We start from the raw sequence: 26,590 nt of genomic DNA on the forward strand, positions 1-26,590 counted from the left end.
TCCCCGCTTGACCCGCGTTATCTTGGGTCGTATGTTAACCATTCAAATCCACATTAATTTACCATAAGAGCGCTCCGAAAAACCTTAAAAAGGGGAGATGTAAAAGGCGTTATGGAAAGCCTGAGAATCGGAAGAATCGGTTTCGCGAACTGCACACCCATCTTCAGGGCTCTGGAGGAGGACGAGGAGGCCGGGGGGCTTTCCTTCGTCAGGGGCGTTCCCACCGAACTGAACAAAAAGCTCCGGGAGGGGGAGATAGACATCTCGCCTTCGAGCAGCTTCGAGTACCTCGCCAATCAGGAGCTTTACGGCTTTTTGCCCGACCTTTCCATCTCCTCCATCGGGGAGGTGGCCTCGGTGCTCCTCTTCAGCAAAGTTTCCCTCGAACGGCTGGATGGGGCGAAGGTTGCGCTGACCCCCGCCTCGGCGACCTCCGTCGCGCTCCTTAAGGTGATTCTGGAGGGGATGAAGGGGATAAAGCCCGAGTACGTCACAGTAAGCGAGGGAGGAGAGGCGCTTCTCCTCATCGGCGACGAGGCCCTGCGCGCCGCGAAAGCGGGCGCGTACCCCTTCGTCTACGACCTCGGCAAGCTCTGGCTGGACCAGACCGGCGACCCCTTCGTCTTCGCCCTCTGGATAGCGAGGCGCGACCGCTACGCCGAAAAGCCCGAGGCCTTCAGGAAACTTTACCGCCGCCTGATAGCGGCGAGGCAGAGGGCCTACCGCTCCTTCGCCAGATACGCCGCAGACGCCGAGGAGGCGAAATGGCTGGGGGTGGAGGAACTGGTCGAATACTGGCAGACGATCTCCTACGATCTGACCGCCTGGCATCTTCGCGGCCTCGAAAATTTCGCGAGGGAGGCCGAAAAGCTGGGGCTGATTGAAAAGCTGCTTCCGCTTCGCCCTCTCGACGTCGCCTGAGGGGCTCCCGCAATCCTTATGCCTCTTTGCTCCGCCCTCTCCGGCAGTGTGGGCCGGCTTGAAATTTGAGCGGGTTGACGATGCTTGAGCGTTGTGTACCCTTATGTTATGAGAAAAAGAGAGAAACCCCCGGTAGATTTGAACAAGCCATTTTACGGGTTGGAGCGCCAATTTACGGCGTCATTTAACTTGACTTTAGCTGGACCATCTGAGTACGGTACGAGATAGTTAGATGTACCGGTATGCAGCGTGAGGAGAATGTAATGGACGCACAGGTTTTGGTTAAGGACAAAAAGTATAGCGGCAAGTATGTCGCTATGGTGTCCTTCTACGACAGCGAGGTCGTTGCATCTGGAAAAGACCCGTCCGCCGTAATGGCCTCGGCTCGTAAAAAAGGTTATGAATCCCCGGTCGTGATGTACGTCCCGGAGAAATCGGCGGTGTTTGTATACTAAATGCCGATCACCGCATATCCGTTCAAAGCTACTGCGCCGGGTCAAATGGCCCGGCCCATGCTCCCCGTCAAAATTATCAATCCGGCTACTGGGCAATCGATCTTACAATGGGGTCTGATTGACACAGGGGCGGATGAATGCTCTCTTCCTGCATGGATTGCACAGGAGTTAGGTCATAATCTTAACGCCGGGGCTCCAAAACGAATCGGGACCGGGAACGGAGTAACTACGGCCTATTCACACACTACCTCTATCGAAATTTTGAAGGTGGACGATAGTGGCGCTGCTGACAACGCTACCGTCGTCCATACCATTTTGAATACACCGATAGACTACATGCCGAATCTGCACTGCGTCATTCTGGGAGTGCGAAATTTTCTCGGAAATTTTAAACTCATCATCGACTACCCACAGTCTTGCTTCTCGATTAAACGATGATTTTGAATCCCCGTAGTTTCCGCACGGCCCCTTAGGGGCTTTTTTATTCCTTTTCCCAAACTGACCCGCTACCTCCGCTTCCTCGGCGTTGCTTCGGGAAAAAAGCGGTGTTATAGTTTATAGTTCTTCTTCTTTATTGTCTGAAACGCCGTCAGTGAGGTCCGGTTATGCCGATTTACGAATACAAGTGCTCCGCCTGCGAAAAAGAATTTGAACTCCAGAGGAAATTCAGCGATCCGCCCCTTTCCGAATGCCCCGAGTGCGGCAAGGGTCCGGTAGCCAAGCTTCTCTCCAGAAGTTCCTTCGCGCTCAAGGGATCGGGTTGGTACAAAAGCGGTTACGCCGGCAAAAAATCCGGCGACGACGCCAAACCCAAGGGGGGCTGCGGGGCAGCCGGTTCAAAGTCCTCCTGCTCCGGGTGCCCCGGCGCGGAGTAGCCTTCCCCTTTCCCGATAATTTTTTTCAATCCGGTTTTTTATTTTCCCTCAGGAGGAAAGCATGTTTCGCGGCGCAATAACGGCTCTCGTTACCCCCTTTCGGAACGGGAAGATCGACGAGGAGGCTTTTCGCAGCCACATAGACTGGCAGATAGCCCAGGGCATCCACGGCATCGTCCCCTGCGGGACCACCGGGGAATCCGCCACCCTCAGCCACGAGGAGCACCGGCGGGTGGTGGAGATAGCGGTGGAGGAGGCGAAAGGGAGGGTGCCCGTAATCGCGGGAACCGGCTCCAACAACACCTCCGAGGCGGTCGCCCTCACCCTTCACGCGAAGAAGGCCGGGGCCAGCGCCGCCCTGATGATAACCCCCTACTACAACAAGCCCTCTCCCGAGGGGATGTACCTCCACTACAAAAAGGTGGCGGAAGAATCCGCCTTCCCCATAATCGTCTACAACGTGCCGGGCCGCACGGCGGTGAACCTCGCTCCCGAGACTGTGGCCCGCATCTCCAAGGTTCCCGGAATCGTGGGGATAAAGGAAGCCACGGGAAACCTTGAGCAGGTGAGCCGGATTATCGAGCTTTGCGGCGAGTCCTTCGACGTATTTTCCGGCGACGACGCGACCAATCTTCCCCTTCTCGCCCTTGGCGGCTGCGGCGTAATCTCCGTTGTCTCGAACCTGGCGCCGAGGGACATGTCCGCTATGTGCGAGGCCTTTTTCGCCGGAGATATCAAGAAGGCGCGGGAACTCCACTACAAGATGGCCCCGCTGGCCAGAGACCTCTTCGTCGAGGTAAACCCTGTGCCGGTAAAGGCCGCGCTTGGGATGATGGGCAGGATTGAGGATACCGTGCGCCTGCCCCTCTGCCAGCTTCGCGAGGAGAGCTTCAAAAAGCTGCGCAAGACCGTAGAGGCTTACGGCCTCGCCGGGGGCGCGAAGTGATCCGGGTAGCCGTCACCGGTGCGGGCGGGCGCATGGGCGGGCTTATCGCCGGGCTCGTGCGCGAGACCCCCGGAATGGTCCTCGCGGGAGCGGTGGAGAGGCCCGGTCACCCGGCGATAGGCAGGGACGCGGGCGAGGTCTGCGGCTTTTGCAACGTCGATGTTCTCGTTACCGGCGACGTGGCCGAGGCGATGAAAAACGCCGACGTGCTCATAGATTTCACCAGCGCCGAGGTCTCGATGAAGAACATCGTGACCGTGGCGAAGCTGGGCAAGGCCATCGTCGTAGGCTCCACCGGCTTCACGAAGGAGCAGAAGGAACGGGTAGCCGCTCTCAAGGACGCGAGGATATTTCTCGCGGCCAACATGAGCGTGGGTATGAACGTCCTCTTCAAGCTGGTCTTCGAGGCCGCGAAGCTGCTGGGCGACGATTTCGACGTGGAGATAGTCGAAACTCACCACCGCTTCAAGAAGGATTCCCCCTCCGGCTCCGCCAAAAGGCTGGCCGAGGCTGCCGCGAAGGCTCTGGGGCGCGACGAGACGAAGGATTTTGTCTACGGCAGGGAAGGTTTTCCCGGCGAGAGGACGAAAAAAGAAATTGGAATACACGCGGTGCGCGCCGGGGACGTCGTCGGCGACCACACGGTAATCTTCGGCGCTCTCGGAGAGCGTCTGGAACTTACGCACAAGGCTTCGAGCAGGGAGACCTTCGCGAGGGGCGCACTTCGCGCCGCCCTCTGGATTCCCTCCCAGAAGCCGGGCGTTTATGAAATGATGGATTTACTGGGCTTATAATTATCTGATCGAGGATTTTAATGAAATTCAAGCTTGCTCACCGGGTGGCGCAGTTGCCGCCCTATCTTTTCGCGGAAATCGACCGGGCCAAGAACGCCGTCAGGGAGCGCGGGGTGGACATAATCGACCTCGGCATAGGCGACCCGGACATGCCCACCTTCGACAACATCGTGCGCAAGCTCCAGGAAGTGGCGCCCAATCCGGCCTACCACCGCTACCCCTCCTATCAGGGGCTTAAGGTGTTCCGCGAATCGGTCGCCAACTGGTACGGCAGAAGGTTCGGCGTAAAACTCGATCCCGCCACCGAGGTCGTAAGCCTCATCGGCTCCAAGGAAGGCATAGCCCACATCAGCCTCGCCTTTATCGATCCGGGCGACGTAAGCCTCGTTCCCGACCCCGGCTACCCGGTCTACAACATCGGCACCATCTTCGCCGGCGGACGCTCCTACTTCATGCCCCTCAGGGAGGATAACGGCTATCTGCCCGATCTGGAAGCGATACCCGAGGACGTTCGCCAGAAGGCGAAGATAATGTTCATAAACTACCCCAACAACCCCACCTCGGCGGTTGCGGACAAACCCTTTTACGAGAGGGTCGTCGCCTTCGCGAAGAAATACGACATCATCGTCTGCAGCGACAACGCCTACTCGGAAATATATTTCGGCGACAATCGCCCCTGCAGCTTCCTGGAGGTACCGGGAGCGAAGGAGGTCGGGATAGAGTTTCACAGCCTCTCCAAGACCTACAACATGACCGGCTGGCGCATAGGTTTCGCCGTCGGCAACGCCGAGGTGATCGCGGGTCTCGGCAAGATAAAGACCAACGTCGATTCGGGCCTCTTCGAGGCTATTCAGATTGCGGGCATCGAGGCGCTCGAAGGCGATCAGGGGCCGCAGGAAGAGCTGCGCAACATCTACAAGAGGCGCAGGGACGTGCTGGTCAAGGGTCTTCGCGAGGCCGGTTTCAAGGTGCGCGCGCCCGAGGCTACCCTCTACGTCTGGTTCCCCGTTCCGAACGGCATGACCTCGGCCAATTTCTGCAAGGAACTGCTCGACAAGACCGGTGTGGTCGCGACTCCCGGAAACGGCTTCGGTCAGGCCGGGGAAGGCTACGCGAGAATGACCCTCTGCCTTCCCGAGGAGCGCCTTCTCGAAGCGGTGGACCGCCTGGTCAAGGCGAAACTGGTATAGTGCTGACATCCCTCGTCCACGTCGCCATCGGGGGAAACATAGGGGATGTCCCCGGGACCCTTTCGCGGGCGGTGCGCGCGCTCGACGAGGCCGAAGGGATAAGGGTCAGGGCGGTAAGCCCCCTTTTCGAGACCGCCCCCGTCGGCGGCCCCGAGGGGCAGCCCGCCTTTCTTAACGGGGCTCTGACGCTCGAAACTTCGCTGCCTCCCGGCGAACTCCTCCATGTGCTTATGGAGGTGGAGAAGAGTCTTGGCAGGGTGCGGGAGGTCGCTGACGGCCCCCGGACGGTAGACCTCGACATCCTCCTTTGGGGAGAGCGGGTGATAAGGGAAGAGGCACTTGAAATCCCCCACCCGAGGATGCATTTAAGATCCTTCGTCCTCGTCCCCCTCGCGAAGATAGCTCCCGAGGCGGTCCATCCGGTGTTGAAAAAGAGCGTCGCAAAGTTGCTCGCCGGACTTGGCGAGATAGAAGGGGTAAAACCTTTCGGCGAAAAGTTCGACCCCCTTGGCGGGTCAGGCAAATGATAAAACTCGCGGTACTGATTTTTCTCGGCTACATAGCCTACAAGATTTTAAGCGAGGCTTTTTTCGGTTCCGAAGAGGAAAAACCAAAGCACAGACCGGCGGGCGCCGTAAAGGACGAGCTGGTGCAGGATCCCCAGTGCGGCGTCTATATCCCGAAGAGCTCCGCCTTAAAGAGGGGCGACGGAAGGTATTTTTGCAGCAGGGAGTGTCTGGAAGCCTGGGAAAAGCGGCGGGAGAGAGAGGGCTGAGTGTCAACCTGGGCAGGAAAGCTTCTTAAGGCCGATCTTTCGTCCCGCACCTTCGAGGTGATTGGACTGGAGCGCGGGGAACTGGAAAAGTTCCTCGGCGGGCGCGGGCTCGGAGCCCGGCTGCTGCGCTCCTTTGGCCGCCACCTTTGCGACCCCTTCGACGAGTCCGCTCCCCTGATCCTTACCGCCTCCCCCCTGTCCGCCACGAAAGCGCCAAGCTCCTCGCGCACCTCTCTTACCGCCATCTCCCCGCTGACCAACACGGTCTTCGAGTCCAATTCCGGCGGAAGGGCGGGGGAATACCTTCGCAGGGCGGGGTTCGACGCGCTCTTCATCGAAGGAGTCTCCTCCTCGCCTCTTCGTCTCGACATCGGCCCCGGCGACCCGCGCTTTATCGACGCCTCTTCCTTGTGGGGGCTGGGCAACGGGGCGGCAAGGGAGGCGCTGAAGAGGGAAAACGGAAAAGCGGCCTGCATTACCATCGGACAGGCGGGTGAAAACGGCTCCCTCATCGCCAACGTCTGCAACGACGGGCGGTTTTTCGGCAGGGGAGGGCTGGGCGCGCTCTTCGGGGCGAAGAAACTGAAGGCCATCACCATTTTCGGCGAAGGGGAGGTCTTTCCCGCCGACCCCGAGGGTTTCGAGTTTATCGTCGACGAGTGCAAAAAGCTCCTTTCAGCCCATCCCATTACCTCCAAGGGGCTTCCCCAGTTCGGCACGGCGGTTCTGATGAACGTGATGAACTCGGTCGAGGCCCTTCCCACCGGAAACTACCGCGCCGGGCGCTTCGAGGGGGCGGAACGCATAAGCGGCGAGGCGATACGAGACAACATCCTGACGGGGAGGCACGGCTGCCCCGGCTGCCAGATAGTCTGCGGCCGAAGGGTTACCGTCGATGGCGAGGAGTCGGAGGGACCGGAATTCGAGACCCTCTGGGCCTTCGGAGCTGCGCTCGGCCTCGATGACCTCAGCGGGATCGTGCGCCTCAACAGGCTTTCCAACGATCTCGGCCTCGACACCATCTCCGCCGGGTCCACCATCGCCGCCGCCAGAGAGCTTTACGAAGAGGGCAGGCTCGGCTGGAACCCCCTCGAAGGCGGGACGGAGGGAATCGGCGAGCTTCTGGCGCAGATGGCGAAGGGGGAGGGGCGGGGCGCCGTACTCCGGGACGGCAGCCGCGAACTCTGCGACCACTCAGGCGCGCCGTGGGCTTCGATTGCGGTCAAGGGACTGGAACTTCCCGCCTACGACCCGAGGGGATGCCAGGGGCAGGGGCTCTCCTACGCGACCTCGTCGCGCGGCGGGTGCCACCTGCGCGCCTACATGGTGGCCCCGGAGATACTCGCCGTCCCCAAGCTGGTGGACAGGTTCGCCACTTCGGGCAAGGCCGGGCTCGTCATCGTCTCGCAAAACCTCAATTCCGCCGTAGACTCGATAGGGATGTGCCGCTTCACCTCCTTCGCACTGAAAGACGATTACTACGCCCGGCTGCTAAGCTCGGTGTCGGGGATGGAGATCGACGCGCAGGGGCTTATGACGGCGGGCGAGCGGATTTACAACCTCGAAAGGCTGATTAACGTCGAGAGAGGCTTTCGGCGAAGCGACGACACCCTTCCGCAAAGGCTTCTCTCCGAACCCCTCGCCGAAGGCCCTTCGGCGGGAAAAGTCGTCGAGCTCAAGGCGATGCTGGACGAATACTACCGGTTCAGAGGGTGGGACGCCGAAGGAAGGCCGACACCTCAAAAATTAAGGAGCCTCGGGCTGGCTGGTTCGGAAACGGAGGCCGGATAATGTACGAAATGTTCCGCGACATCGGGCGAGACATCTTCCTTGCCGGGCTCGTAAGCTCCCACGCCGGGAACATGTCCGTCAGGATGGGGGACCGCATAGTGATTACGCGGCGGGGCTCGATGATCGGGAGGCTGAAACCCTCCGACCTCATCGAAACCGGCCTCGAAAAGGACGACGCGATGGTGACCCTCGCCTCTTCCGAGCTTATCGTCCACAGGGCCATCTACATGGCGACCAGCGCGCTCGCCGTCGTACACACCCACCCCGTCCACGCCACAACCCTCTCCCTCGCCGAAGACGCGCTTGTCCCTGTCGATTCCGAGGGCTCCTATCTCCTCCACAGGATTCCCGTGGTCAGCGCTCAAAAGACAATCGGGAGCGAGGAGGTGGCGAGGATCGTCCCCGAGGCGCTTAGGGACCACAAGGCGGTGATGCTGCGCGGCCACGGGGCCTTCGCCATCGGAGAACTACTGGAAGAGGCGTACATGCTAACCTCTTCACTGGAATTTTCCGCCCGCATCCTGTACCTTGTCCGTGGCTTCAAGGAAAACATCAAGGAATACCGGAAGGGCGCGAAGCGCTTCGAGAGTTGGTAGGGTATCTTAAATGATTACAAGGCTGCGTCAGCGATTCGGCGAGATGGAACTTTCAAACAGGCTTGGGTACCTCTGGCTCCTGTGCTTTTTCATACTGGTACTGTCGGTGGCGTCAGCGATATTGATCCCGATACTCAGGGAAAAAGCCCAGGAAGGAGAAGAGGCGGCGCCGGCCGAGGAGGAAGAGAATTCTCTTCGCAGACAGGTGATCGAGCACCGTCTGGCGGCGGCCCCCGTGGTTCCCTTCGAGGAGTTTTCAGGCAGGTTCGAGGGGATGCCCCGCGTCTGAAATCTACAGTCTTTAAATAATCGAAGAGCCCGCAAAGAAATTTGCGGGCTCTTTTTATTCTCAGAAGAGTTTCGCAAGCCCCAGGCCGAGAGAAAGGCTGGCGATGCCTCCGTCGCCAAAGTAGTGAATGTCGTCGAACTGCAGGTAAAAGAAGGCGTCGTCTTCGTGAAAATACTTCACTCCGCCGCCCACGCCGAGGGCGAAGGAGGTGAAATGGTTGTCCGAGCCGTCTCCCAGGAGGCCTCCGCCTATCTTTGCGTCAACGAAAGGCACGAGCTTCGGATCGACGAAGAAATGGTACTGGGGTTCGATGAAAAAGGAGTTTACGTTGTCCCTCCCGTCGAGGTTCGTCGTGAAGGACAACCCCAGCGACAGTTCGCGGGTGTAGAATAACCCCACCCTGCCGCGAAGGGTCATGGTGTCGGTCATCCCGCCGGTCCAGGCGTAGGCCAGCGCTCCGCCCGCTTCGACCTTCCCCTGCCTGATGGGCGTTTCGACGGAGGGCTTTGCGCTCTGGACCATGAGAGCCGAGGAGGAGGCCGGGTAAGGTACGGGCTGGGCCTGCGCGGGAGCGGCCTGTTCTGTCGCGGCCTGGGCCGGGGGGGCCGCCTGAACCGCCGCAGGCTGTACGGCGGCGGGCTGCGCCGACCCTGTCGTTTCACTGACGTTTGCGGCCGCGTCCTTTTTTCTCCTGCTCATCGCCGCCGAAGCGGGATCGGCGGCCAGAAAGACCAGCGCGAGAATAAGTGCCAGAATTGCCGTAGCGTTAATCCGTTTCATCAAATTCTCCGTCAAGAAAATCTGTCCGTTATCCGTTCAGGGGGTGGTGTGTAAGCTCGACCCCCGCCTCGCGCAGCAGCTTGTACCTCTCTCTGGCCGAGATCGTCGCGGCCTTGTCGCCGCTTGGGACGAAATCGGCTATGGAGCTGAAGGAATCTTGCGCCGACAGCAACTCTTTTACATCCACCGGCCCTGCCACCACCAGCTTCTTCGCGCCGTTCGGGTTTCCCCGCTTCCAGCCCACCGCCACCGGCTCGGACAGCGGCGTTTCCTCGCCGCTCCAGAGCGCGTGCGGGACGAAGGAGTTGTCCCGGAAGGTCCAGAGAAGTTCGTCGAGTTTTTTCGCCGCCGCTTCGGAGGGAGCCCACACGTAGAGCCGCTCCCCGCTCTCGTAGAAGGCGGAGACTTTCTCGCAGAGGGATTCCTCCCGCCGCGCGGCGGGAACCTCAAAAAAATCGGCGGTGACGGCGGAGCTTTTCATGGTCAGGGATACTACCTTATGGTTTTTAACTCGACAAGGGTAGCTTACGCCCCGGCCTTAAAAAGGGCCGCGACCCATCCCTCTTCTTCAGTAACAATGATTTTTTCCAGCGGAGCGAAAGCTTCTTCGATCGAGGGGAGCGCGGCGGTCTCGAAACCGGACAAAAGAAGCAGACCGCCGGGGGCGAGGCGGCTCTTAATCTCTCCGGCGAGCGATTTAAGCTGCCCGGCCACGATGTTGGCCATAACGAGACCGTAGCTGCCGGGGAGGAGGTCGAGGGAGAGCAGAACCGGGGTAACTTCATTCCCGGCCCGGTTCGTTTTCACGTTTCTTTCGGCGCTGGCGAAACAGAAGGGGTCGATGTCAAGGGCGGTAATCTTTTTCGCCCCCAGTTTCGCCGCCGCTATGGAGAGAACCCCGGTTCCCGCCCCGGCGTCGAGGATCCCGCCTTCAAACTGAACGTCCTGCAGGATATTTTCCAGAATCCTTATGCAGAGGCGGGTGGTAGGGTGGTCTCCGGCGCCGAAAGCCATGCCGGGGTCTATGTAAATGACCGTCTCGCCCTCACCCGGCTCGCGCGCCTCCCAGGCCGGGGCGACAGTTATGGTCTTCGTCACCCGAAACCCGGTAAAAGCTTCCTTCCAGTGGCCGGTCCAGTCCTCTTCGCAAAGGTCCGCCTCCCCTGCGTCCTCCAGCGGCCAAAAGACCCGCAGAAAATCACGGTGAAGGATTCCGCTGCCCCGCGAGGTTGCCGCTCCGGCAGCCCCTTTTTCCCGCCACCTATCCCAGAGCGCTCCGGCCTCGCCGGGGGCGCAGGGGATCTCAATGGTTTTCCAGAAACTTCTTTTTGTCATGGTGATATATTTTCTGTATGAATATGCCGGTGAGACGCCAAGGGAGTTTTAAAAGAAAGCCATGAAAATCGCAACCTGGAATGTGAATTCCATAAGGGCCCGCGCCGGCCATGTGAAAAAGTGGCTCGAAAGGGCGTCTCCCGACGTTTTGTGCCTTCAGGAACTCAAGGCCCCGGCAGATGAGTTTCCCGGCGAGCTTTTCAGGGAAGCGGGGTACGATTTCGCCGTAAGCGCGCAGAAGACCTACAACGGGGTCGCCATCCTTTCCCGCAGCGGTATTGCAAATGTCAGGGAGGGGCTGGCCCACCTCCCCGCCGACCACCCCCTGAACGGACAGAAGAGGGTTTTGTCCGCCGAGGCAGGGCCCGTGCGGGTGATTAGCGTCTACATGCCCAACGGTGAAGAGGTGGGCTCAGACAAGTATGCGTACAAACTGGATTTTTTTCGGGAGTTCCGCAATTATCTCGACGCCTTTCACTCTCCCTCCGAACTTTTGTGCGTATGCGGAGACTTCAATGTGGCGCCGGAAGACAGGGATGTATACAATTCCTCAGAAAGAAGCGGGGAAATATTCTGTTCACCCAGGGAGCGCGAGGCCCTTTCGGGGGTGGCCGGTTTCGGGCTCGCCGACCTTTACCGCCTCCACAGCGATGAGGCGGGCAGATACACCTGGTGGGATTACCGCGGGGCAATGTACTGGAAGGGGCTTGGAATCCGCCTCGACCTGATGCTCGCCACCCGGCCGCTCGCGAAGAGCTGCAAGGATTGCGTTATTGACGAGAGCCCGCGCAAATGGGTGAAACCGTCAGACCATACGGTAGTGTGGGCGAAGTTCGATCTGTGAGGGAAGAGAGATGAAATTCGCGGAACTGGTAAAAAAATCCAGAAGCTACAGGCGCTTTGACGAATCCGCGCCGCTGGCAAGGGAAGATCTCCTCCAGCTCGTAAACCTCGCCCGGATGGCGCCGAGCGCGGCCAACCAGCAGCCTCTGAAGTATTTCCTCTCCTCAGACCCCGAGACAAACATGAAAATATTTCCCTGCCTTGCCTGGGCCCGTTACCTGGGGGAATGGTCCGGGCCGGAGGTGGGCGAGCGGCCGACAGGCTACGTGGTAATCTGCGCCGATTCGACGATTACCAAAAACATCTGGTGCGACGACGGGATAGCGGCCCAGACGATGATGCTGGGTGCGGTAAGCATGGGGTTTGGCGGCTGCATAATCGGGGCCATCGAGAAGGAAACCCTCCGCGAGATTATAAAGCTGCCCGACTACCTCGAAATACGGCTGGTCCTGGCCCTCGGGAAACCGGCCGAGGAGGTCAAGCTTGAACCGGCCGACGGCTCCATACGCTACTGGCGGGATGAAAACGGCGTCCACCACGTCCCCAAGCGCCCTCTGGACGAGATTATAGTCTCGCCTCCGAAACAGATCGTCAAAAAAACCTTCGGCCCCGTAGGTTTCGAGTAAAGAGAGGGCCGGACGCGGAGCCGGCCGCCGGCACCGGTTTTTCATCGGCCGCGACGGAACCCTCTTTCCCTTCTACGCAAAACCCACCTCTTCGCTTCGTCTGCCCCGGTCAGGTGTTGACTAACCGGGATTTTTGAACTATAACTGAATCACTCCTGAATGTCTTGACAGCGGTTGCCCGGGGTATATCCTTGGGAAAAGACCACTGAAAGGAGTTCAGGATGGATCCATGCGTCAGGGAAGCCGGGTTCTGGGAACCGTCGGAGGGCGGGGACGTACAGTGTTTTCTTTGCTCGCACCGTTGCAGGATAAAGCCCGGAAAGCGGGGAATATGCAGGGTGCGGGAAAACCGCGAGGGGAAGCTCTACACTCTGGTTTACGGAAGGGTTGCGGCCACGGGGCTTGACCCGGTCGAGAAAAAGCCCCTTTACCATTTCCTCCCCGGTTCTCTGACCTTTTCGCTGGCAACCGTCGGCTGCAACCTCGATTGCAGCCACTGCCAGAACTACTCGCTGAGCCAGGCCCCCGGCCCGCCCGCGAAAATGCCGGGGTCCTACGTCGATCCGAGAGGCATCGTTTCCGAGGCTATGGCCTCGGGAGCTTCGTCGATAAGTTATACTTATTCCGAGCCCACCATCTTCATGGAGTACGCCCTCGACATAATGGAGATGGCCCACGAGGAGGGGCTCAAAAATATTTTCGTCACCAACGGCTTCATGACCCCGGAAGCCGTCAAGGCTCTTGACGGGCTTCTGGACGCGGCAAACGTAGACCTGAAGGGGATGACGGAGGATTTTTACCGGAAGGTATGCCATGCGAAGCTTGAGCCCGTACTCGAATCCATAAGGAACCTCAAGAAAATCGGGGTCTGGGTAGAGGTGACGACGCTGGTTATACCGGGGTACAACGATTCCGAAGAAGAGTTGGACAAGATCGCCGGGTTCATAAAATCCGTCGATCCCGAGATGCCCTGGCACGTTACCGGGTTTCATCCGACCTATAAAATGATGGATGTGGAGCCGACGAAATCGGATATTCTGGAAAAAACGCGCACAAAAGCTCTTTTATCCGGGCTTTCATATGTTTACACTGGCAATCGGCAAAGCGCGCAGGGGGCGAACACCTTTTGCCCCGGCTGCAAGGCGCTACTGATATCCCGTCAGGGGTTTTGCATAAACGATTTTCACATCGACCGCCCGAACAAGTGCCCATCCTGCGGCAGGGAAATAGCAGGCGTCTTCTGGAGGTGACGTAATGGGATTTAAAAATATACTTGTGCCCGTCGATGGCTCCCGCTTTTCAAGCCGCGCCCTTCGGGAGGCGATAAAGGTCGCCAAAAGAGAGAGCGGCAGGATAATCCTCCTCGGCGTCGTCGAGCTTCCCGTCGCGGGCTTCGAGGGCTATCAGGAGTTCTCGGTAAACATTGAGCTTGAGGAGCAGTTTTCCCACCGGATGAAGCAGATCCTCGAACAGGAAGCCGAGACGCTAAAGAAGGAAGGCATTTCGGTCGATACCGTAGTACGCACGGGAAATCCCGCCGACGAGATAGTGAGCCTCGCCAGAAGCGAGAAGGCCGATCTCGTGGTGATGACGACCCACGGCAGGAGGGGATTCATGAGGTTCATGCTCGGCAGCGTCGCCGAGAAGGTGGTCAGGACGAGCCCCTGTTCGGTTCTCGTAGTGCGACCCTCGGAAGAAGAGCAAACCGCCATGGAAAAGTCCGGCTGAAGGAGAAAACCTCTTGGTCATAACACGCGCTACGGAATACTCGATTCGGGCGATGCTGCACCTGGCGGCCAAATATCCCGCCTCGGTGGTTTCAAAACACGAGATATGCAAAGCGGAGGACATAACCCCGGCCTTTCTGGCGAAGATACTCCAGCCCCTGATAAAGGAGGGGCTGGTGGTGTCCAGGCGGGGCGTCGCGGGGGGGTTCGCGCTGGCGAAAAGCCCCGAGAGGATATCGCTGCTCGACGTGATGCACGCGGTGGACGAGCCTCTCTCCCTCAATCTTTGCCTTACCGCCGATCAGCAGTGCGACCGGATGAATCTTTGCCCCGTCCACATCCTCTGGCAGGACGTGAGGGGGTATATCGAGAAGCGCTTCGGCGGCAAGACCCTCGCCGACCTGATACGGGAAAAGAACGAGATTCAAAAAGCCAGGGCCTGCAGTTGAAATGCCTCCCCAGGGCCGTTAAATGGAAATAAAGATCGCGAAAGCCGCCGGTTTTTGCATGGGCGTCCGCAGGGCCGTGGAAATGGCTCTCGACGCGGCTCATTCTACAGGCGAAACAGTGTATACCTACGGGCCCCTCATCCATAACCCGCAGGAGCTCGATCGTCTGCGCGCCGAAGGGATAGTCCCCCTCGGGGAGGATCAGCCGGTTCCCAACGCGACGGTAATCGTCCGGGCCCACGGCGTCACCCCCCAGACAGCCGAAAAACTCCGCCGCGAGGCCTCCCTCCTCATAGACGCCACCTGCCCGAAGGTCGAGAAGATACACGAGAAGATCGTTGAGTACGTGAAGAAGGGCTACAGGGTGGTCATCGCCGGAGACGCCGATCACCCCGAGGTCGCGGGGCTTTTGGGATACGCGGGGGAGGATGCCCTGGTTGTGCAGAGCCCCGAAGAGATCGATTCGCTGCCGCCGATGAAAAAGGCGGTGCTGGTGGCCCAGACCACCCAGGACGAGGAGAATTACAAGCTCATCCGGGAAAGGTTTCTGGAGCGCTACGAGGAGGGGGAAGCCCTCTCCACCATCTGCCTCGCCACCCACAAGAGGCAAGAAGACGTCCGAAGGCTTACCTCCGAGGTCGAGGGGATAATAGTAATCGGCGGACAAAATTCGGCCAATACCAGAAGGCTCTACGAGATAGCCGTGTCGAGCGGCGTAAAGGCCTGGCACATCGAGACCGCCAGGGATCTGCCCTTCGACGAGCTGCGGGGGCTCAAAAAGATCGGGCTGACCGCGGGAGCTTCTACACCGCTGTGGGTAATCAAAGAGGTCCGGGAGGCCCTGGAGAACTGCTGATAAAGCCCCCTTTGCTTCCGGCGATTCCCATCCCTTCCGATTCCCTTCACCGCAAAGAAAACCAGCCGCGCCCACGGGCGCTTCAGGGGCGCCCGAACCCCCTTCGCCGCCGGGCCGAATCCTTGACATACCGCCCTTTTCTCTATAACTTAGATAGAAATTACAGGTTTACCGCGCTTGGGCCTTGCCCGTAATAAGGCGCATTTCAAAGATGCTTATAATTGAAGATACGGATTTAAAGCCCGGCAGATTTTGCTCCTCGGCGGTTACTATCGGAAACTTCGACGGCGTCCACCGGGGGCACCGGGCGCTTCTCGAAAAACTCGTAGAACGGGCGCAGAAAACCGGAGGGCCGGGCATCGTGATAACCTTCGATCCTCACCCCCTCAGGGTGCTGAACCCTTCGAGGTGCCCTCCGATGCTGACCGATTTCGACTACAAGGCCGAACTCATCGGGGCTCTTGGGGTAGACGTGCTCGTAAGGGCGCGTTTTGACCGTGATTTCGCGGCGCAGACGCCCGAAGAGTTCGCTGCGGAGGTGCTCGGCAAAAAGCTGGGCGCCGCCGAGGTATGGGTAGGCCCCGACTTCGCCTTCGGCAACGGAAGGGAGGGGGACCTCGGCCTTTTGTCGAAGATCGGCAAAAAGGCGGGTTTCGCCGTGCATTCCTTCGAGCCCTTTTTGCTCGACGGCGAGAGGGTGAGCTCTACGGCGGTGCGTGAGGCCGTCGGCAGGTCCGATTTCGAGTCAGCGAAGAGACTTCTCGGGCGGCCCTACGAGATTCACGGCGTCGTGGTGAAGGGAAGGGGTAGGGGGAAGAACCTCGGTTTTCCCACCGCGAACCTTCTGCCGCGTCAGGAAGCGGTGCCCGGAAACGGCGTCTACGCCGCCTGGGCTTTTACCTGCGGCAAAAGACTAATGGCGGCCGTGAACATCGGGCCGAACCCGACCTTCGGCGACGGCGGCGTCAACATCGAGGCGTACCTGCTCGATTTTGAGGGAGATCTCTACGGGCAGCCCCTTTCGCTCGTCTTCGTAAGCCAGCTCCGGGGCGAGGTGGCCTTCGGCTCGGTCGAGGCCCTTGTCAGCCACATACGGGCCGACGTGGCAAGGGTCAGAGAAACGCTGTCGGCCCTCGCGGAGGAGAATTGACGGTCACGGTAGAGGTCGGGGCGGCCACGAGGCTTTACTGCGTCCTGGGCTGTCCCGTCCGCCACACCCTCTCCCCCGTGATGCAGAGCGCGGCGCTGAAAAGCTGCGGCATCGACGCCTGCTACCTCGCCTTCGAGGTGGAGCCCGAAGACCTCGAAGAGGCGGTCAGGGGGGCGTGGAAGCTCGGCTTTTGCGGACTGAACCTTACTGTGCCGCACAAAGTCGCGGGCATGGCCCTTTGCCGCGAACTCGACGAAAGCGCTGCCTTGACCGGAGCCGTCAATACTCTGGTCCGGGGCGACAAGGGGTGGAAGGGTTACAACACCGACGCGGCCGGTTTTGTCCGCGCCGTCCGTCAGGATCTCGGCTTTAGGCCCGAAAAGGCGAAGGCACTTGTCTACGGGACCGGCGGAGCGGCCAGGGCGGCGATTTGTGGACTGGCCGCCGGAGGCGTAAAATACATATTCGTGGCGGGCAGAAGTTTCGACTCGGCTTCGGCGCTTGCCGGTGAATTTTCCGCGAGGCTCAAGGGCGCCGCGATAAAAGCCGTTAAGGAGGAATCCGCGCCGAAAGTTCTGGATGCGGGAGACCTTCTCGCTAGCGCCACCCCGCTCGGCCTGAAGGCCGGGTCGGGCTGGCCCTGGGATTTAAAGCGGTTTGCTGGCGGCGTTCTGGTTTACGACATGGCTTACGGGCAGGGACCGACGCCCCTCCAGAGAGAGGCCGCGGAGGCAGGGTTTGCCGCCGCTTCCGGCCTTTCCATGCTGGTCTGGCAGGGTGCCGAGGGGTTTTCGCTGTGGACCGGGCGGGAGCCTCCGGTTGACGTGATGAAAAAAGCCGTCCTGACGCATCAGGCGGGTTGAAAATATAAAAAACTCCAACTCCAAGGATCGAATATGTCCAAAAAACTCGGGGAAATGCTACTCAGGGAGAATCTCGTTTCAGCAGAATCCCTGAAAAAGGCCCGCGAAGACGTTGAAAAGAACGGCGGAAGGCTTGGCGAGGCGCTTGTCAGGCTCAAACTCTTAAAAGAGGAGACCCTCGTCTCCGCCCTCAGCAAACAGTACGGCATCCCCCCCGTCGATCTCGACAGTTACGACGTTGACCCGGACGTGATCCGGCTCGTCTCCGAAGAACTCGTCCACAAATACCACCTGATACCGATAAACAGGGTCGGTTCCACCCTCATCGTGGCCGTGGAAGACCCCTCGAACATGTTCGCCATCGACGACATCAAATTCCTGACCGGCTACAACGTCGAAGTCGTTCTGGCCGCGCCCACGGCGATAAAGAACTCCATAAACAAATACTACGACCAGTCGGCCACCCTCATGGACGTAATGGGCGATCTCGACCTGCAGGACCTCGAAGTCGTGGGCGAGGGCGAGGAGGTCGACATCAGGGATCTGGAAAAGGCGGTCGACGACGCCCCCGTCGTCAAGCTCGTCAACATGATCCTCATGAACGCCATCAAAAAGAGTGCCAGCGATATACACATAGAGCCCTACGAGAAGAGCTTTCGCGTGCGCTACCGCGTGGACGGCATACTCTACGAGGAAATGAAGCCCCCGCTCCGGCTCAAGAACGCGATAACCAGCCGAATAAAGATCATGGCGCAGCTCGACATCGCGGAAAGGCGTCTGCCCCAGGACGGCCGCATAAAGCTCAAGATAAGCCGCGATCAGGACATGGACTACCGCGTGTCCGTCCTGCCGACCCTCTTCGGCGAAAAGATAGTCATGCGTCTTCTGGACAAGTCGAACCTCCAGCTCGACATGACCAAGCTGGGTTTCGAGACCAAGGCGCTGAAAGATTTCAAGGAGGCTATCTACCGGCCCTTCGGCATGGTTCTGGTCACCGGGCCCACGGGGTCCGGGAAGACGACCACCCTTTACTCCGCCCTGTCGGAGCTAAACACCATCGATACCAATATCTCCACAGCGGAAGACCCGGTTGAGTTTAACCTTGCCGGCATAAATCAGGTACAGATGCACGACGAAATAGGCCTCAACTTCTCGGCGGCCCTCAGAAGCTTTCTGCGCCAGGACCCGGACATCATAATGGTCGGCGAGATTCGCGACTTCGAGACCGCCGAGATCGGCATAAAGGCCGCCCTCACCGGCCATCTCGTGCTCTCCACGCTTCACACCAACGACGCGCCGAGCACCATCAACCGCCTCCTGAACATGGGCGTCGAGCCTTTTCTCGTGGCTTCGGCGACAAACCTCATTCTCGCCCAGCGTCTCGCGAGACGCATATGCAAGGATTGCAAGCAGCCCAAAGACGTTCCCCTGCAGGCCCTCACCGATATAGGGGTGGACCCCCAGCGCGCCGCCAACATGACCTGCATGGCCGGCGTGGGCTGTCCCACCTGCAACGGAACGGGCTACAAGGGCCGCGTGGCTCTGTACGAGGTCATGACCATCGGCGACGAGCTTCGCGACCTCATTCTGAACGGCGCTTCCTCGATGGAGATAAAAGAGGCCGCGATACGAAACGGCATGAACAGCCTTCGCATGAGCGGCATCAACAAGATCGAGGAAGGCGTCACCACGATTGACGAGATTGTAAGGACAACGGCGCACGACTGACCGATTAACCTGGCGCCACGCGCGGTATCAGGACGTTCATTATTAAACCCAGAGGAGAAATGCCGTGGCAAGTCTACACCAGCTTTTGAAGACGATGGTGGACAAGGGAGCCTCAGACCTTCACATCACCGCTGGAACCGCTCCCCAGATACGCATCGACGGCCTCCTCTTTCCTATCGAGGGGATGGAGCCGCTGACTCCTCCGGAAACGAAAATGCTCTGCTACTCGGTGCTCACCGACGCCCAGAAGCACCGTTTCGAGGAGGAAAACGAGCTCGACCTTAGCTTCGGCGTCAAGAATCTCTCCCGTTTCCGCGCCAATATCTTCATCCAGCGCGGCGCGGTCGCCGGGGCCTTCCGAACGATTCCCTTCAAGATACTCACCTTCGACGAACTCGGGCTTCCGCCGATAGTCGAGGAGATAACGAAGCGGCCGAGGGGGCTGGTGCTCGTCACCGGGCCGACCGGCTCCGGCAAGTCGACCACCCTCGCCTCGATGGTGGACAGGATTAACTCCACCCGCCACGAACACATAATGACCATCGAAGACCCTATCGAATACCTCCATCCGCATAAAAAGTGCGTTGTTAACCAGCGCGAGGTCCGCGCCGACACGGAGAGCTTCCACACCGCGCTCCGCTACATCCTGCGCCAAGACCCGGATGTCGTCCTGATCGGCGAAATGCGCGACCTTGAGACGATAGAGGCGGCCCTCACGGTCTCCGAAACCGGTCACCTTTGCATGGCCACCCTTCACACCAACGGCGCGGTGCAAACCCTGAACCGCATAATCGACGTCTTCCCCTCCCACCAGCAGGGGCAGGTGCGGGCGCAGCTTTCCTTTGTCCTCGAAGGGATCATCAGCCAGATACTTTTGCCCAAGGCAAGCGGCAAGGGCCGCGTGCTGGCCTGCGAGATCATGGTGCCGAATTCCGCCATGAGAAACCTCATTCGCGAGGACAAGATCCACCAGATCTATTCCCATATGCAGATGGGGCAGGACAAGTTCCAGATGCAGACGATGAACCAGCACCTTTTTCATCTCATCAACAAAAAAGAGATTAACGCCGAGCTTGCCCTCCTCCGCAGCCCGGATTCCGAGGAACTGAGGCAGATGATTAACAGGGGAAGCCCGGACGTGGTTCAGCAGCGAAAGACCGCAATACCGGGAAGACCTCAATAGTCAGCTCATTTTGCTAAAGGGAGAATTTCATGGCCAAGTTTAATTGGCAAGGGCGCGCCAAGGACGGCTCGACCCAGAGCGGGATCATAGAGTCGGCAAACGAGGCGACCGCCAAAGCCACTTTATCGGCGCAGGGCATTAAGGTCACCTCGGTGAAAAAAGCCAAGGAGGCGATCAACATCAGCCTTCCCTTCCTGAAGACGAAGATCAAGACCGGCGATCTGGTGATTTTCACCAAACAGTTCGCGACGATGATCGACGCGGGGCTGCCGCTGGTCCAGTGCCTTGAGATTCTGGCCGACCAGCAGCCAAATCCCGCCTTCAAGAAGGTGCTCTCCGAAGTCAAGAACGACGTCGAATCGGGCTCGACCTTCGCCGAGGCGCTGGGGAAGCACCCCACCGTCTTCGACAGGCTCTTCGTAAACCTCGTGGCGGCGGGCGAGGTGGGCGGCATACTGGATACGATCCTGAATCGCCTCGCGAACTACATAGAAAAAAACATGCTTCTGAAAAAGAAGGTCAAGGGCGCGATGGTGTATCCGGCGTCGGTCATGGCCGTCGCGGTAATCGTCATAGCCATCATCCTCATCTGGGTCATCCCGGTATTCCAGAAGATGTTCTCGGGCGCCGGAAAGGCGCTGCCCGCGCCGACGGTTTTCGTCATAAACCTGAGCGAGTTCGTCCAGAGCTACTTCCTCCTCATCGTCGGGGCGTTCATAATCCTCCTCACTCTGGTGAAGAGGTTCTACGCCTCGGACAGGGGAAAAGCCCTCTTCGACAAGTTCTTCCTGAAACTCCCCGTAATAGGACCGCTGATACGAAAAGTCGCCGTCGCCAAGTTCACCCGAACCCTCGGCACGCTCATTTCCTCCGGCGTCCCGATCCTCGAAGGTCTCGACGTCGTCGCCAGAACTGCGGGCAACGTGGTCATCGAACAGGCGATTCTGAAAACCCGCTCCTCGATCTCGGAGGGCCGCTCGATTTCCGAGCCCCTCGCGGAGACAAAGGTCTTTCCCTCGATGGTCGTGCAGATGATCTCCGTAGGCGAGGCTACCGGTGCTCTTGACCAGATGCTCTCGAAGATCGCGGATTTTTACGATCAGGAGGTCGATGACGCCGTCGGGGCGCTCACCTCCGCGATCGAACCAATGCTGATGGTCTTCCTCGGAGGCACGATAGGCGGCCTTGTCATAGCCATGTATCTGCCGGTCTTCACAATGGCGGGCGCCGTCGCGGGAGGTTAGATGGTGCCCGAGCGGATCCCCAGGGCTTCCTTCAGAAGAGCCGGAGGGTATCTTCTCGGCCGCGCCATAGTACTTACCGCGCTTATCCCGCTGGTTAGCGTCTATGCGATCAATCAGGGAAGGGTTCTTGACGCGGCCCTTCTCTGGTTCATTCTCCTTACGGCGGTCTCTTTCGGATTCACCCTTCTGACGGCCGTATCGATACACCGCGGCTACTGCAACGAAAATCTGCTGAAGGCCCAGCCCCTGTGGGACGTCCTGTATTCCACGGGGCTTGTCTTTCTCTCGGGCGGCCTCTCTTCGCCGGTGGTTTTCATCTACCCGCTCATAATCATCGGCGCGGCCATGCTCTTCTACCGGCCCGGCGCGTTCGGGGCAGCGACGTGGTCCTCGCTGGCTTACGGTTTTGTGGGCATAGTTCAGGTCTACAGGCTGGCGGCCCCCGCCTCTCCCATTCACGGAATAGAGATAAGCGGTCTCTCCCTGCCATTCAGGATGACTTTTCATATCGTTTCCTTTTACGCAGTCGCGATTCTTTCGGGATTTCTGGCCGAGGAACTCCGCCGCGCGGACAAGAGGCTTGAAGAGGCCCGGACCGAGATACTCGATCTTGAGAACATACAGTTGGCGATACTGCATTCGATGGGCGGTGGGCTCGCCGCCTTCGACCCGAAGGGGAGGCTCATGTTCTGCAACGAGCATGGGCGAAAAATGCTCCTGGGGGCGGGTGTGGACGCCGGCGACGCCGGAGCGATGGGGTCTATCTTCGACCTCGAGAAGACGGGGCGCGAAGAGGCCAGCCTGGGCGGCGGAAAGAGCTTTTTCGGCTACAACGTCGCTCCCCTCGTCGGGCGCGACGGGCAGAGGATAGGAAAGATACTGAGCTTTCAGGACCTGACCGAGATTCACCGCCTGGAGCAGAGGCTAAAGCAGAGCGACAGGCTTGCCGCCGTCGGCAGGCTCGCGGCCGGTCTTGCCCACGAGATACGAAACCCCCTTGCAAGCCTCTCCGGCTCGGTGCAGATACTCTCGGGAAACCTCTGCCCGGAAGGCGGGACCGAAAAACAGCTCATAACGATAGTCCTGCGCGAGACCGAGCGCCTCAACAAGCTCGTAACCGGATTTTTGAGATACGCCAGGCCCCAGGAGGCGGTAAGGGAAGAGTTCGATTTTTGCAGGCTTGTCGATGAAGTGGCCCTTTTCTTCAGGCAGGGGGAGGGGCGCGATAATTTCATATTGGTCAACAGGATTGAAAAGGGGGAAAAATTTTACGGCAACCGCGAAGCCATGGAGCAGTTGCTCCTGAATCTCTTCTGCAACAGCGCGGAGGCTTCCCAAGGCAAAGTTACCGTGACGGTAGAGGGGGGTGCCGGTAACGGCGGGTTCGAGTTGACGGTATCCGACGACGGGCCGGGGATACCCCGGGAGATAGCCGACCGGATATTCGAGCCATTCGTCTCGGGAAAAAGCTCCGGCACGGGACTTGGGCTTGCGCTGGTTCACCGCATAGTTGAAAATCACGGTGGCACGGTGTCTCTCGAAACCGTCTCGCCGGACGGCGCGGTTTTTTTCTTCAGATTCGGACGATAAAGATATGGAAAGAATACTTGTCGTAGACGACGAACAGTCCATGCGGGAATTCCTCTCGATTCTCCTTCGGCAGTCGGGCTACGCCGTCGATGCCGTGGCCGGGGTCGGAGAAGCCCTCCGGAAGATCAAGAGCGACGCCTTCGACCTCATAATCACGGATCTGAAGCTCCCCGACGGCAACGGGCTTGAAGTGCTGGAGGAGGCCAAGAAGAACGACCCCGACGCCCAGATAATAGTGATAACAGCCTTCGGAACCGCCGAGACGGCGGTCAACGCCATGAAAAAGGGCGCTTACGATTACATAACCAAGCCTTTTTTAGTCGATCACATCCGCCTCACCGTCCAAAAGGCGATGGAGAAAGGCGCTCTTTCAAGGGAAAACCGCGAGCTTAGAAGGCGCATCCTGACCTCCGGCGCGAGCGGCGATTTCATAACGAAGTCCACCAGCGCCCTTGAAATGCTATATCTTGTCGAGCGCGTGGCCCCGACGGGAGTGACGGTGCTGATCTCCGGCGAGAGCGGCACCGGAAAAGAGATAGTGGCCAAGCGTATACACGAGCTTTCAGGAAGAAAGGGGCGCTTCGTCGCGGTAAACTGCTCGGCCATACCCGAGGGGCTTCTGGAGAGCGAGCTTTTCGGCCACCAGAAAGGGAGTTTCACCGGCGCAACCTCGGACAAGGCGGGGCTCTTCGAGGAGGCGTCGGGCGGCACGATCTTTCTCGACGAGGTCGGCGAACTGCCGCTTATTCTCCAGCCCAAGCTCCTTCGTGCGGTGCAGTCGGGGTTCATAAAGCGTGTCGGGGGCAATCGCGAGATAGAGGTGGACGTACGCATCTTGTCCGCGACCAACCGCGATCTCTCTGCGGAAGTGAAGGGCGGGAGGTTCCGCGAAGACCTCTTCTACCGGCTGAACGTAGTGGCCATAAAGCTTCCCCCGCTTCGCGACCGGCGCAACGACATACCCCTTCTGGCGCACTACTTCCTCGAAAAATTCCGGGTCGCTTTCGGCCGAACGATAAAGGGAATAAGTCCCGAGGTTCTCCGGTGTCTCGACAGCCACGATTTTCCGGGCAACGTCCGCGAACTGGAAAACATAATCGAGCGGGCGGTGGCTCTGGAATCCGGGGAGCAGCTTTCGATGAAAAGTCTGCCGGATTATCTGCTGGACGAGGCGGCGGGCGGAGCCCCAAGGCTGGAGCGGCTGCCGGAGGACGGGGTGGACCTGGAGGAGACCCTGCTGAACACCGAACTCCACTACATAAGGGAGGCGCTCGGAAAGACGGGGGGCAACAAGACGGAGGCGGCGAAGCTTCTCGGCCTCTCCTTCCGCTCCTTCCGCTACAAACTCGAAAAACTGGGAATTTCCTGAGATATCTCCCGAAAACCTGCTCAATCCCTGCGATGCGGAGAAATAAATAAAGCGATGGCGAAGTGTTTGATGATTCAGGGGACGGGCTCGGACGTTGGCAAAAGCGTCCTGGTCGCGGGTCTTTGCCGTATTTTCAGCCGCGAGGGGATACGGGTGGCCCCCTTCAAGCCCCAGAACATGGCCCTCAACTCCTTCATAACCCCCGAGGGTGGCGAGATGGGGAGGGCGCAGGTGGTTCAGGCGGAGGCGGCGGGCATTTCGCCGCACACCGACATGAATCCCGTGCTTCTAAAGCCCACCACCGACGTGGGCGCGCAAGTGATCCTACAGGGCAAGGTCTACGGGAACATGAAGGCCCTCGAATACCACAAATTCAAGAAGACCGCCCGGGAGGTGGTCTTCGACAGCTACCGGAAACTTTCCGAACGCTTCGACCTCATTATTATCGAAGGCGCGGGAAGCCCCGCGGAGATAAACCTTCGCGAGGGGGATATCGCCAACATGGGGTTCGCCCTCGAAGCGAGAGCACCCGTCCTTCTCGCCGGAGACATAAACAAGGGAGGGGTCTTCGCCTCGCTTGTCGGAACGCTTGCCCTGATATCGAAGGAAGAGGCGGACCTCGTAAAGGGGTTCATAATCAACAAATTCCGGGGCGACGCCTCACTTCTCGCGCCCGCTTACGAGGAGATAACCCGGCGGACCGGCAAGCCCTTTCTGGGCACCGTCCCCTGGCTCGGGAACCTCTTCATACAAGAGGAGGACGGTCTCCACCTCGATTCGGCGAGGGCGGGCAAGGGTCCGGCGGTCGTCCGCGTGGCGGTAGTCGTCGCCCGCAGGATGTCGAACTTCACCGATTTCGACCCCTTCCTCGGCGAACCGGGAGTCCGGCTCGACTTCGTGCGGCCCGGCGAAAAACTCGGCCGCGCCGACATAGTGATACTTCCCGGCTCCAAAAACACCATCGACGACCTCATCACCCTGAAAAAATCGGGGCTTTTTGACGAGGTGCTCGAAAACCACAGGGCCGGGGCCACCATCGCCGGGGTCTGCGGCGGCTTTCAGATGCTCGGCAGGGTCGTCCGGGACCCCCACGGCGTCGAAGGAAACATCCCCGAGGAGGCGGGTTTCGGACTCCTTGACGCCGAAACGGTGATGGAGCCCGAAAAGATAACCGCGCAGTCGGAGGGAGTCGTCCGCGAGGGGGCGCTCGACTTCTACGAGGACAGGGGGCTTCTCGCAGGATATGAGATACACATGGGGAGGACCGTTCTGGGCGAAAACACGAAGCCGCTGATGAACCTGCGCCGGAAGGATTCCCCCGATTTTCGCGAGGACGGCGGCGTCGCCGATGGCGGCAGGGTGTTCGGCACCTACCTGCACGGGATCTTCGACAACGACCTCTTCAGAGACGCCCTGCTGGCCCGCCACAGGGGGTATTTTGCGGGGAGCTCCACCTTCCGGGAGCGAAAGGAGGAGGGGTACGAGAAGCTGGCGCAACTCCTTCGCGAGCACCTCGATCTGGACGCCATAAGGGCGATAATTGAAAGAGGGGCCTGACGGCGGCCCTTGTTTTCATGCAGGTCGCCAACCCTTTTATTTTGTGATATTGTTTTTTTAGCGGGTGGGGCGAGTCGGCATAAGCAGGGAGGGAACATGAGGCTTACGGTACGGTTTTTATCGGTATTTGCGGTTTTGCTGGCGCTCGTTTCCTGCGCCGGACGGACCGAGCCGCCCGAGAAGATACAGAAACTGATCTATCCCGGCGCGGCCAACGTCCAGAGCAACCCCGTCGGCGACGGCAGCGGCTGGCAGCTTATCTACGAGGTTACCGCCCCCTATCCTCCCATCAAAGTGCTTGATTTTCTGCGAAAAAACATGCGCGACGCGAACAATTTTCCCAACAAGCTCGGGGAAAAGGGATTCTGGAGCTGGGTCGAGCAGCTCGATACCTCCAAAAAAGAAGAAGCTTACGTCCGCCAGTACATGGCCCCATGGTCTACTCTGGCGGGGCGGGAGACGGCTCTCGTGACCCTCCAGTACTCGCGCATGGCCGAGAGGGATTGGGACGACAAGCTAAAGGTCTTTATTATCGTCAGGTAGTGTTAGAGGCTGTTTAAAACTGCTGCGAGCACCGTTTTCTTCGTCGCGATTCGCTTCTCGCTCGCCTAACGATAAGTTATGTCTCGCTTCTCGTTGCGCGTCTCCTCGAAACCGG

At 59.3% G+C, this 26,590-nt stretch carries 29 protein-coding genes; 26 read left to right on the plus strand and 3 right to left on the minus strand.

Going from position 1 to position 26,590, the window contains the following annotated elements:
- Window positions 1-111 precede the first annotated feature (111 nt).
- The 11 genes from EPN96_04125 (at window position 112) to EPN96_04175 (ending at window position 8,632) form a co-directional block, all read left to right on the plus strand.
- Window positions 112-921 carry a futalosine synthase gene (locus tag EPN96_04125; GenBank protein TAL17717.1) on the plus strand — a complete coding sequence of 270 codons (810 nt, stop codon included), beginning with the start codon at window positions 112-114 and terminating at the stop codon, window positions 919-921.
- Between the two features lie 263 nt (window positions 922-1,184).
- The gene (locus tag EPN96_04130) at window positions 1,185-1,376 is read left to right on the plus strand and encodes a hypothetical protein (protein TAL17718.1); all 192 of its coding nucleotides are present in this window, start codon (window positions 1,185-1,187) and stop codon (window positions 1,374-1,376) included.
- A gap of 605 nt (window positions 1,377-1,981) precedes the next feature.
- Window positions 1,982-2,251 carry a zinc ribbon domain-containing protein gene (locus EPN96_04135; GenBank protein TAL17719.1) on the plus strand — a complete coding sequence of 90 codons (270 nt, stop codon included), beginning with the start codon at window positions 1,982-1,984 and terminating at the stop codon, window positions 2,249-2,251.
- Window positions 2,252-2,312: 61 nt separating this feature from the next.
- A complete protein-coding gene (locus EPN96_04140; protein ID TAL17720.1) occupies window positions 2,313-3,197 on the plus strand; it encodes a 4-hydroxy-tetrahydrodipicolinate synthase in 885 nt (294 codons plus the stop codon).
- Complete coding sequence (locus EPN96_04145; protein TAL17721.1) at window positions 3,194-3,991, plus strand: 4-hydroxy-tetrahydrodipicolinate reductase; 798 nt, start codon at window positions 3,194-3,196, stop codon at window positions 3,989-3,991. The genes EPN96_04140 and EPN96_04145 overlap by 4 nt, the downstream gene beginning before the upstream one ends.
- A 20-nt stretch (window positions 3,992-4,011) precedes the next feature.
- Window positions 4,012-5,181 carry an LL-diaminopimelate aminotransferase gene (locus tag EPN96_04150; GenBank protein TAL17722.1) on the plus strand — a complete coding sequence of 390 codons (1,170 nt, stop codon included), beginning with the start codon at window positions 4,012-4,014 and terminating at the stop codon, window positions 5,179-5,181.
- A 2-nt stretch (window positions 5,182-5,183) separates the two neighbouring features.
- Complete coding sequence (folK, locus tag EPN96_04155; protein TAL17793.1) at window positions 5,184-5,708, plus strand: 2-amino-4-hydroxy-6-hydroxymethyldihydropteridine diphosphokinase; 525 nt, start codon at window positions 5,184-5,186, stop codon at window positions 5,706-5,708.
- Window positions 5,705-5,956 (plus strand): hypothetical protein, encoded by a 252-nt coding sequence (locus EPN96_04160; GenBank protein TAL17723.1) that lies wholly within the window; start codon window positions 5,705-5,707, stop codon window positions 5,954-5,956. Before folK ends, EPN96_04160 begins: the two co-directional genes overlap by 4 nt.
- The gene (locus tag EPN96_04165) at window positions 5,957-7,747 is read left to right on the plus strand and encodes an aldehyde ferredoxin oxidoreductase (GenBank protein ID TAL17724.1); all 1,791 of its coding nucleotides are present in this window, start codon (window positions 5,957-5,959) and stop codon (window positions 7,745-7,747) included. It begins immediately after the preceding gene.
- Entirely contained in the window at window positions 7,747-8,343 is a 597-nt protein-coding gene (locus tag EPN96_04170; GenBank protein ID TAL17725.1) for an aldolase, read from the plus strand. Before EPN96_04165 ends, EPN96_04170 begins: the two co-directional genes overlap by 1 nt.
- Window positions 8,344-8,353: 10 nt before the next feature.
- Window positions 8,354-8,632, plus strand: coding sequence for a hypothetical protein (locus EPN96_04175; protein TAL17726.1), 279 nt, complete (start codon window positions 8,354-8,356; stop codon window positions 8,630-8,632).
- 60 nt (window positions 8,633-8,692) lie between these two features.
- Here the strand turns inward: EPN96_04175 and EPN96_04180 are convergent, their stop codons facing one another.
- Genes EPN96_04180 through EPN96_04190 form a run of 3 tightly spaced genes read right to left on the minus strand, consistent with a single transcriptional unit; the run spans window position 8,693 to window position 10,747 of the window.
- Window positions 8,693-9,412: a hypothetical protein gene (locus tag EPN96_04180; protein ID TAL17727.1), complete on the minus strand. Its 720-nt coding sequence runs from the start codon at window positions 9,410-9,412 to the stop codon at window positions 8,693-8,695.
- Between the two features lie 28 nt (window positions 9,413-9,440).
- Window positions 9,441-9,893, minus strand: a complete 453-nt coding sequence (locus EPN96_04185) for a DNA polymerase III subunit chi (protein TAL17728.1) — start codon at window positions 9,891-9,893, stop codon at window positions 9,441-9,443.
- 44 nt (window positions 9,894-9,937) lie between these two features.
- Complete coding sequence (locus EPN96_04190) at window positions 9,938-10,747, minus strand: methyltransferase domain-containing protein (GenBank protein TAL17729.1); 810 nt, start codon at window positions 10,745-10,747, stop codon at window positions 9,938-9,940.
- Window positions 10,748-10,808: 61 nt separating this feature from the next.
- Between EPN96_04190 and xth the strand changes: the two genes are divergently transcribed.
- The 15 genes from xth to EPN96_04265 all read left to right on the plus strand — a co-directional run bounded on the left by xth (window position 10,809) and on the right by EPN96_04265 (window position 26,475).
- A complete protein-coding gene (xth, locus tag EPN96_04195) occupies window positions 10,809-11,591 on the plus strand; it encodes an exodeoxyribonuclease III (GenBank protein ID TAL17730.1) in 783 nt (260 codons plus the stop codon).
- Between the two features lie 10 nt (window positions 11,592-11,601).
- Window positions 11,602-12,216, plus strand: coding sequence for a nitroreductase (locus EPN96_04200; GenBank protein TAL17731.1), 615 nt, complete (start codon window positions 11,602-11,604; stop codon window positions 12,214-12,216).
- Window positions 12,217-12,437: 221 nt separating this feature from the next.
- Complete coding sequence (gene amrS / locus EPN96_04205; protein TAL17732.1) at window positions 12,438-13,466, plus strand: AmmeMemoRadiSam system radical SAM enzyme; 1,029 nt, start codon at window positions 12,438-12,440, stop codon at window positions 13,464-13,466.
- A 4-nt stretch (window positions 13,467-13,470) separates the two neighbouring features.
- The gene (locus tag EPN96_04210; GenBank protein TAL17733.1) at window positions 13,471-13,944 is read left to right on the plus strand and encodes a universal stress protein; all 474 of its coding nucleotides are present in this window, start codon (window positions 13,471-13,473) and stop codon (window positions 13,942-13,944) included.
- 13 nt (window positions 13,945-13,957) lie between these two features.
- Window positions 13,958-14,392, plus strand: coding sequence for an Rrf2 family transcriptional regulator (locus tag EPN96_04215; GenBank protein ID TAL17734.1), 435 nt, complete (start codon window positions 13,958-13,960; stop codon window positions 14,390-14,392).
- A 22-nt stretch (window positions 14,393-14,414) separates the two neighbouring features.
- Window positions 14,415-15,248 (plus strand): 4-hydroxy-3-methylbut-2-enyl diphosphate reductase, encoded by an 834-nt coding sequence (ispH, locus tag EPN96_04220; GenBank protein TAL17735.1) that lies wholly within the window; start codon window positions 14,415-14,417, stop codon window positions 15,246-15,248.
- Window positions 15,249-15,459: 211 nt separating this feature from the next.
- Window positions 15,460-16,398, plus strand: coding sequence for a bifunctional riboflavin kinase/FAD synthetase (locus tag EPN96_04225; GenBank protein ID TAL17736.1), 939 nt, complete (start codon window positions 15,460-15,462; stop codon window positions 16,396-16,398).
- Window positions 16,395-17,261, plus strand: a complete 867-nt coding sequence (gene aroE, locus EPN96_04230; protein TAL17737.1) for a shikimate dehydrogenase — start codon at window positions 16,395-16,397, stop codon at window positions 17,259-17,261. The genes EPN96_04225 and aroE overlap by 4 nt, the downstream gene beginning before the upstream one ends.
- 33 nt (window positions 17,262-17,294) lie before the next feature.
- Window positions 17,295-18,989, plus strand: coding sequence for a type IV-A pilus assembly ATPase PilB (pilB, locus tag EPN96_04235; protein TAL17738.1), 1,695 nt, complete (start codon window positions 17,295-17,297; stop codon window positions 18,987-18,989).
- A 64-nt stretch (window positions 18,990-19,053) separates the two neighbouring features.
- Window positions 19,054-20,172: a PilT/PilU family type 4a pilus ATPase gene (locus EPN96_04240; GenBank protein TAL17739.1), complete on the plus strand. Its 1,119-nt coding sequence runs from the start codon at window positions 19,054-19,056 to the stop codon at window positions 20,170-20,172.
- 29 nt (window positions 20,173-20,201) lie between these two features.
- Window positions 20,202-21,416: a type II secretion system F family protein gene (locus EPN96_04245; GenBank protein TAL17740.1), complete on the plus strand. Its 1,215-nt coding sequence runs from the start codon at window positions 20,202-20,204 to the stop codon at window positions 21,414-21,416.
- The gene (locus EPN96_04250; protein ID TAL17741.1) at window positions 21,417-23,006 is read left to right on the plus strand and encodes a hypothetical protein; all 1,590 of its coding nucleotides are present in this window, start codon (window positions 21,417-21,419) and stop codon (window positions 23,004-23,006) included.
- Window positions 23,007-23,010: 4 nt separating this feature from the next.
- Window positions 23,011-24,375, plus strand: coding sequence for a sigma-54-dependent Fis family transcriptional regulator (locus EPN96_04255; protein TAL17742.1), 1,365 nt, complete (start codon window positions 23,011-23,013; stop codon window positions 24,373-24,375).
- Between the two features lie 54 nt (window positions 24,376-24,429).
- The gene (locus tag EPN96_04260; GenBank protein ID TAL17743.1) at window positions 24,430-25,932 is read left to right on the plus strand and encodes a cobyric acid synthase; all 1,503 of its coding nucleotides are present in this window, start codon (window positions 24,430-24,432) and stop codon (window positions 25,930-25,932) included.
- Window positions 25,933-26,028: 96 nt separating this feature from the next.
- The gene (locus EPN96_04265) at window positions 26,029-26,475 is read left to right on the plus strand and encodes a hypothetical protein (GenBank protein ID TAL17744.1); all 447 of its coding nucleotides are present in this window, start codon (window positions 26,029-26,031) and stop codon (window positions 26,473-26,475) included.
- The last annotated feature ends 115 nt before the right edge of the window (window positions 26,476-26,590 follow it).

This window comes from bacterium (assembly GCA_004322275.1).
GTDB lineage: Bacteria > Desulfobacterota > Deferrisomatia > Deferrisomatales > BM512 > SCTA01.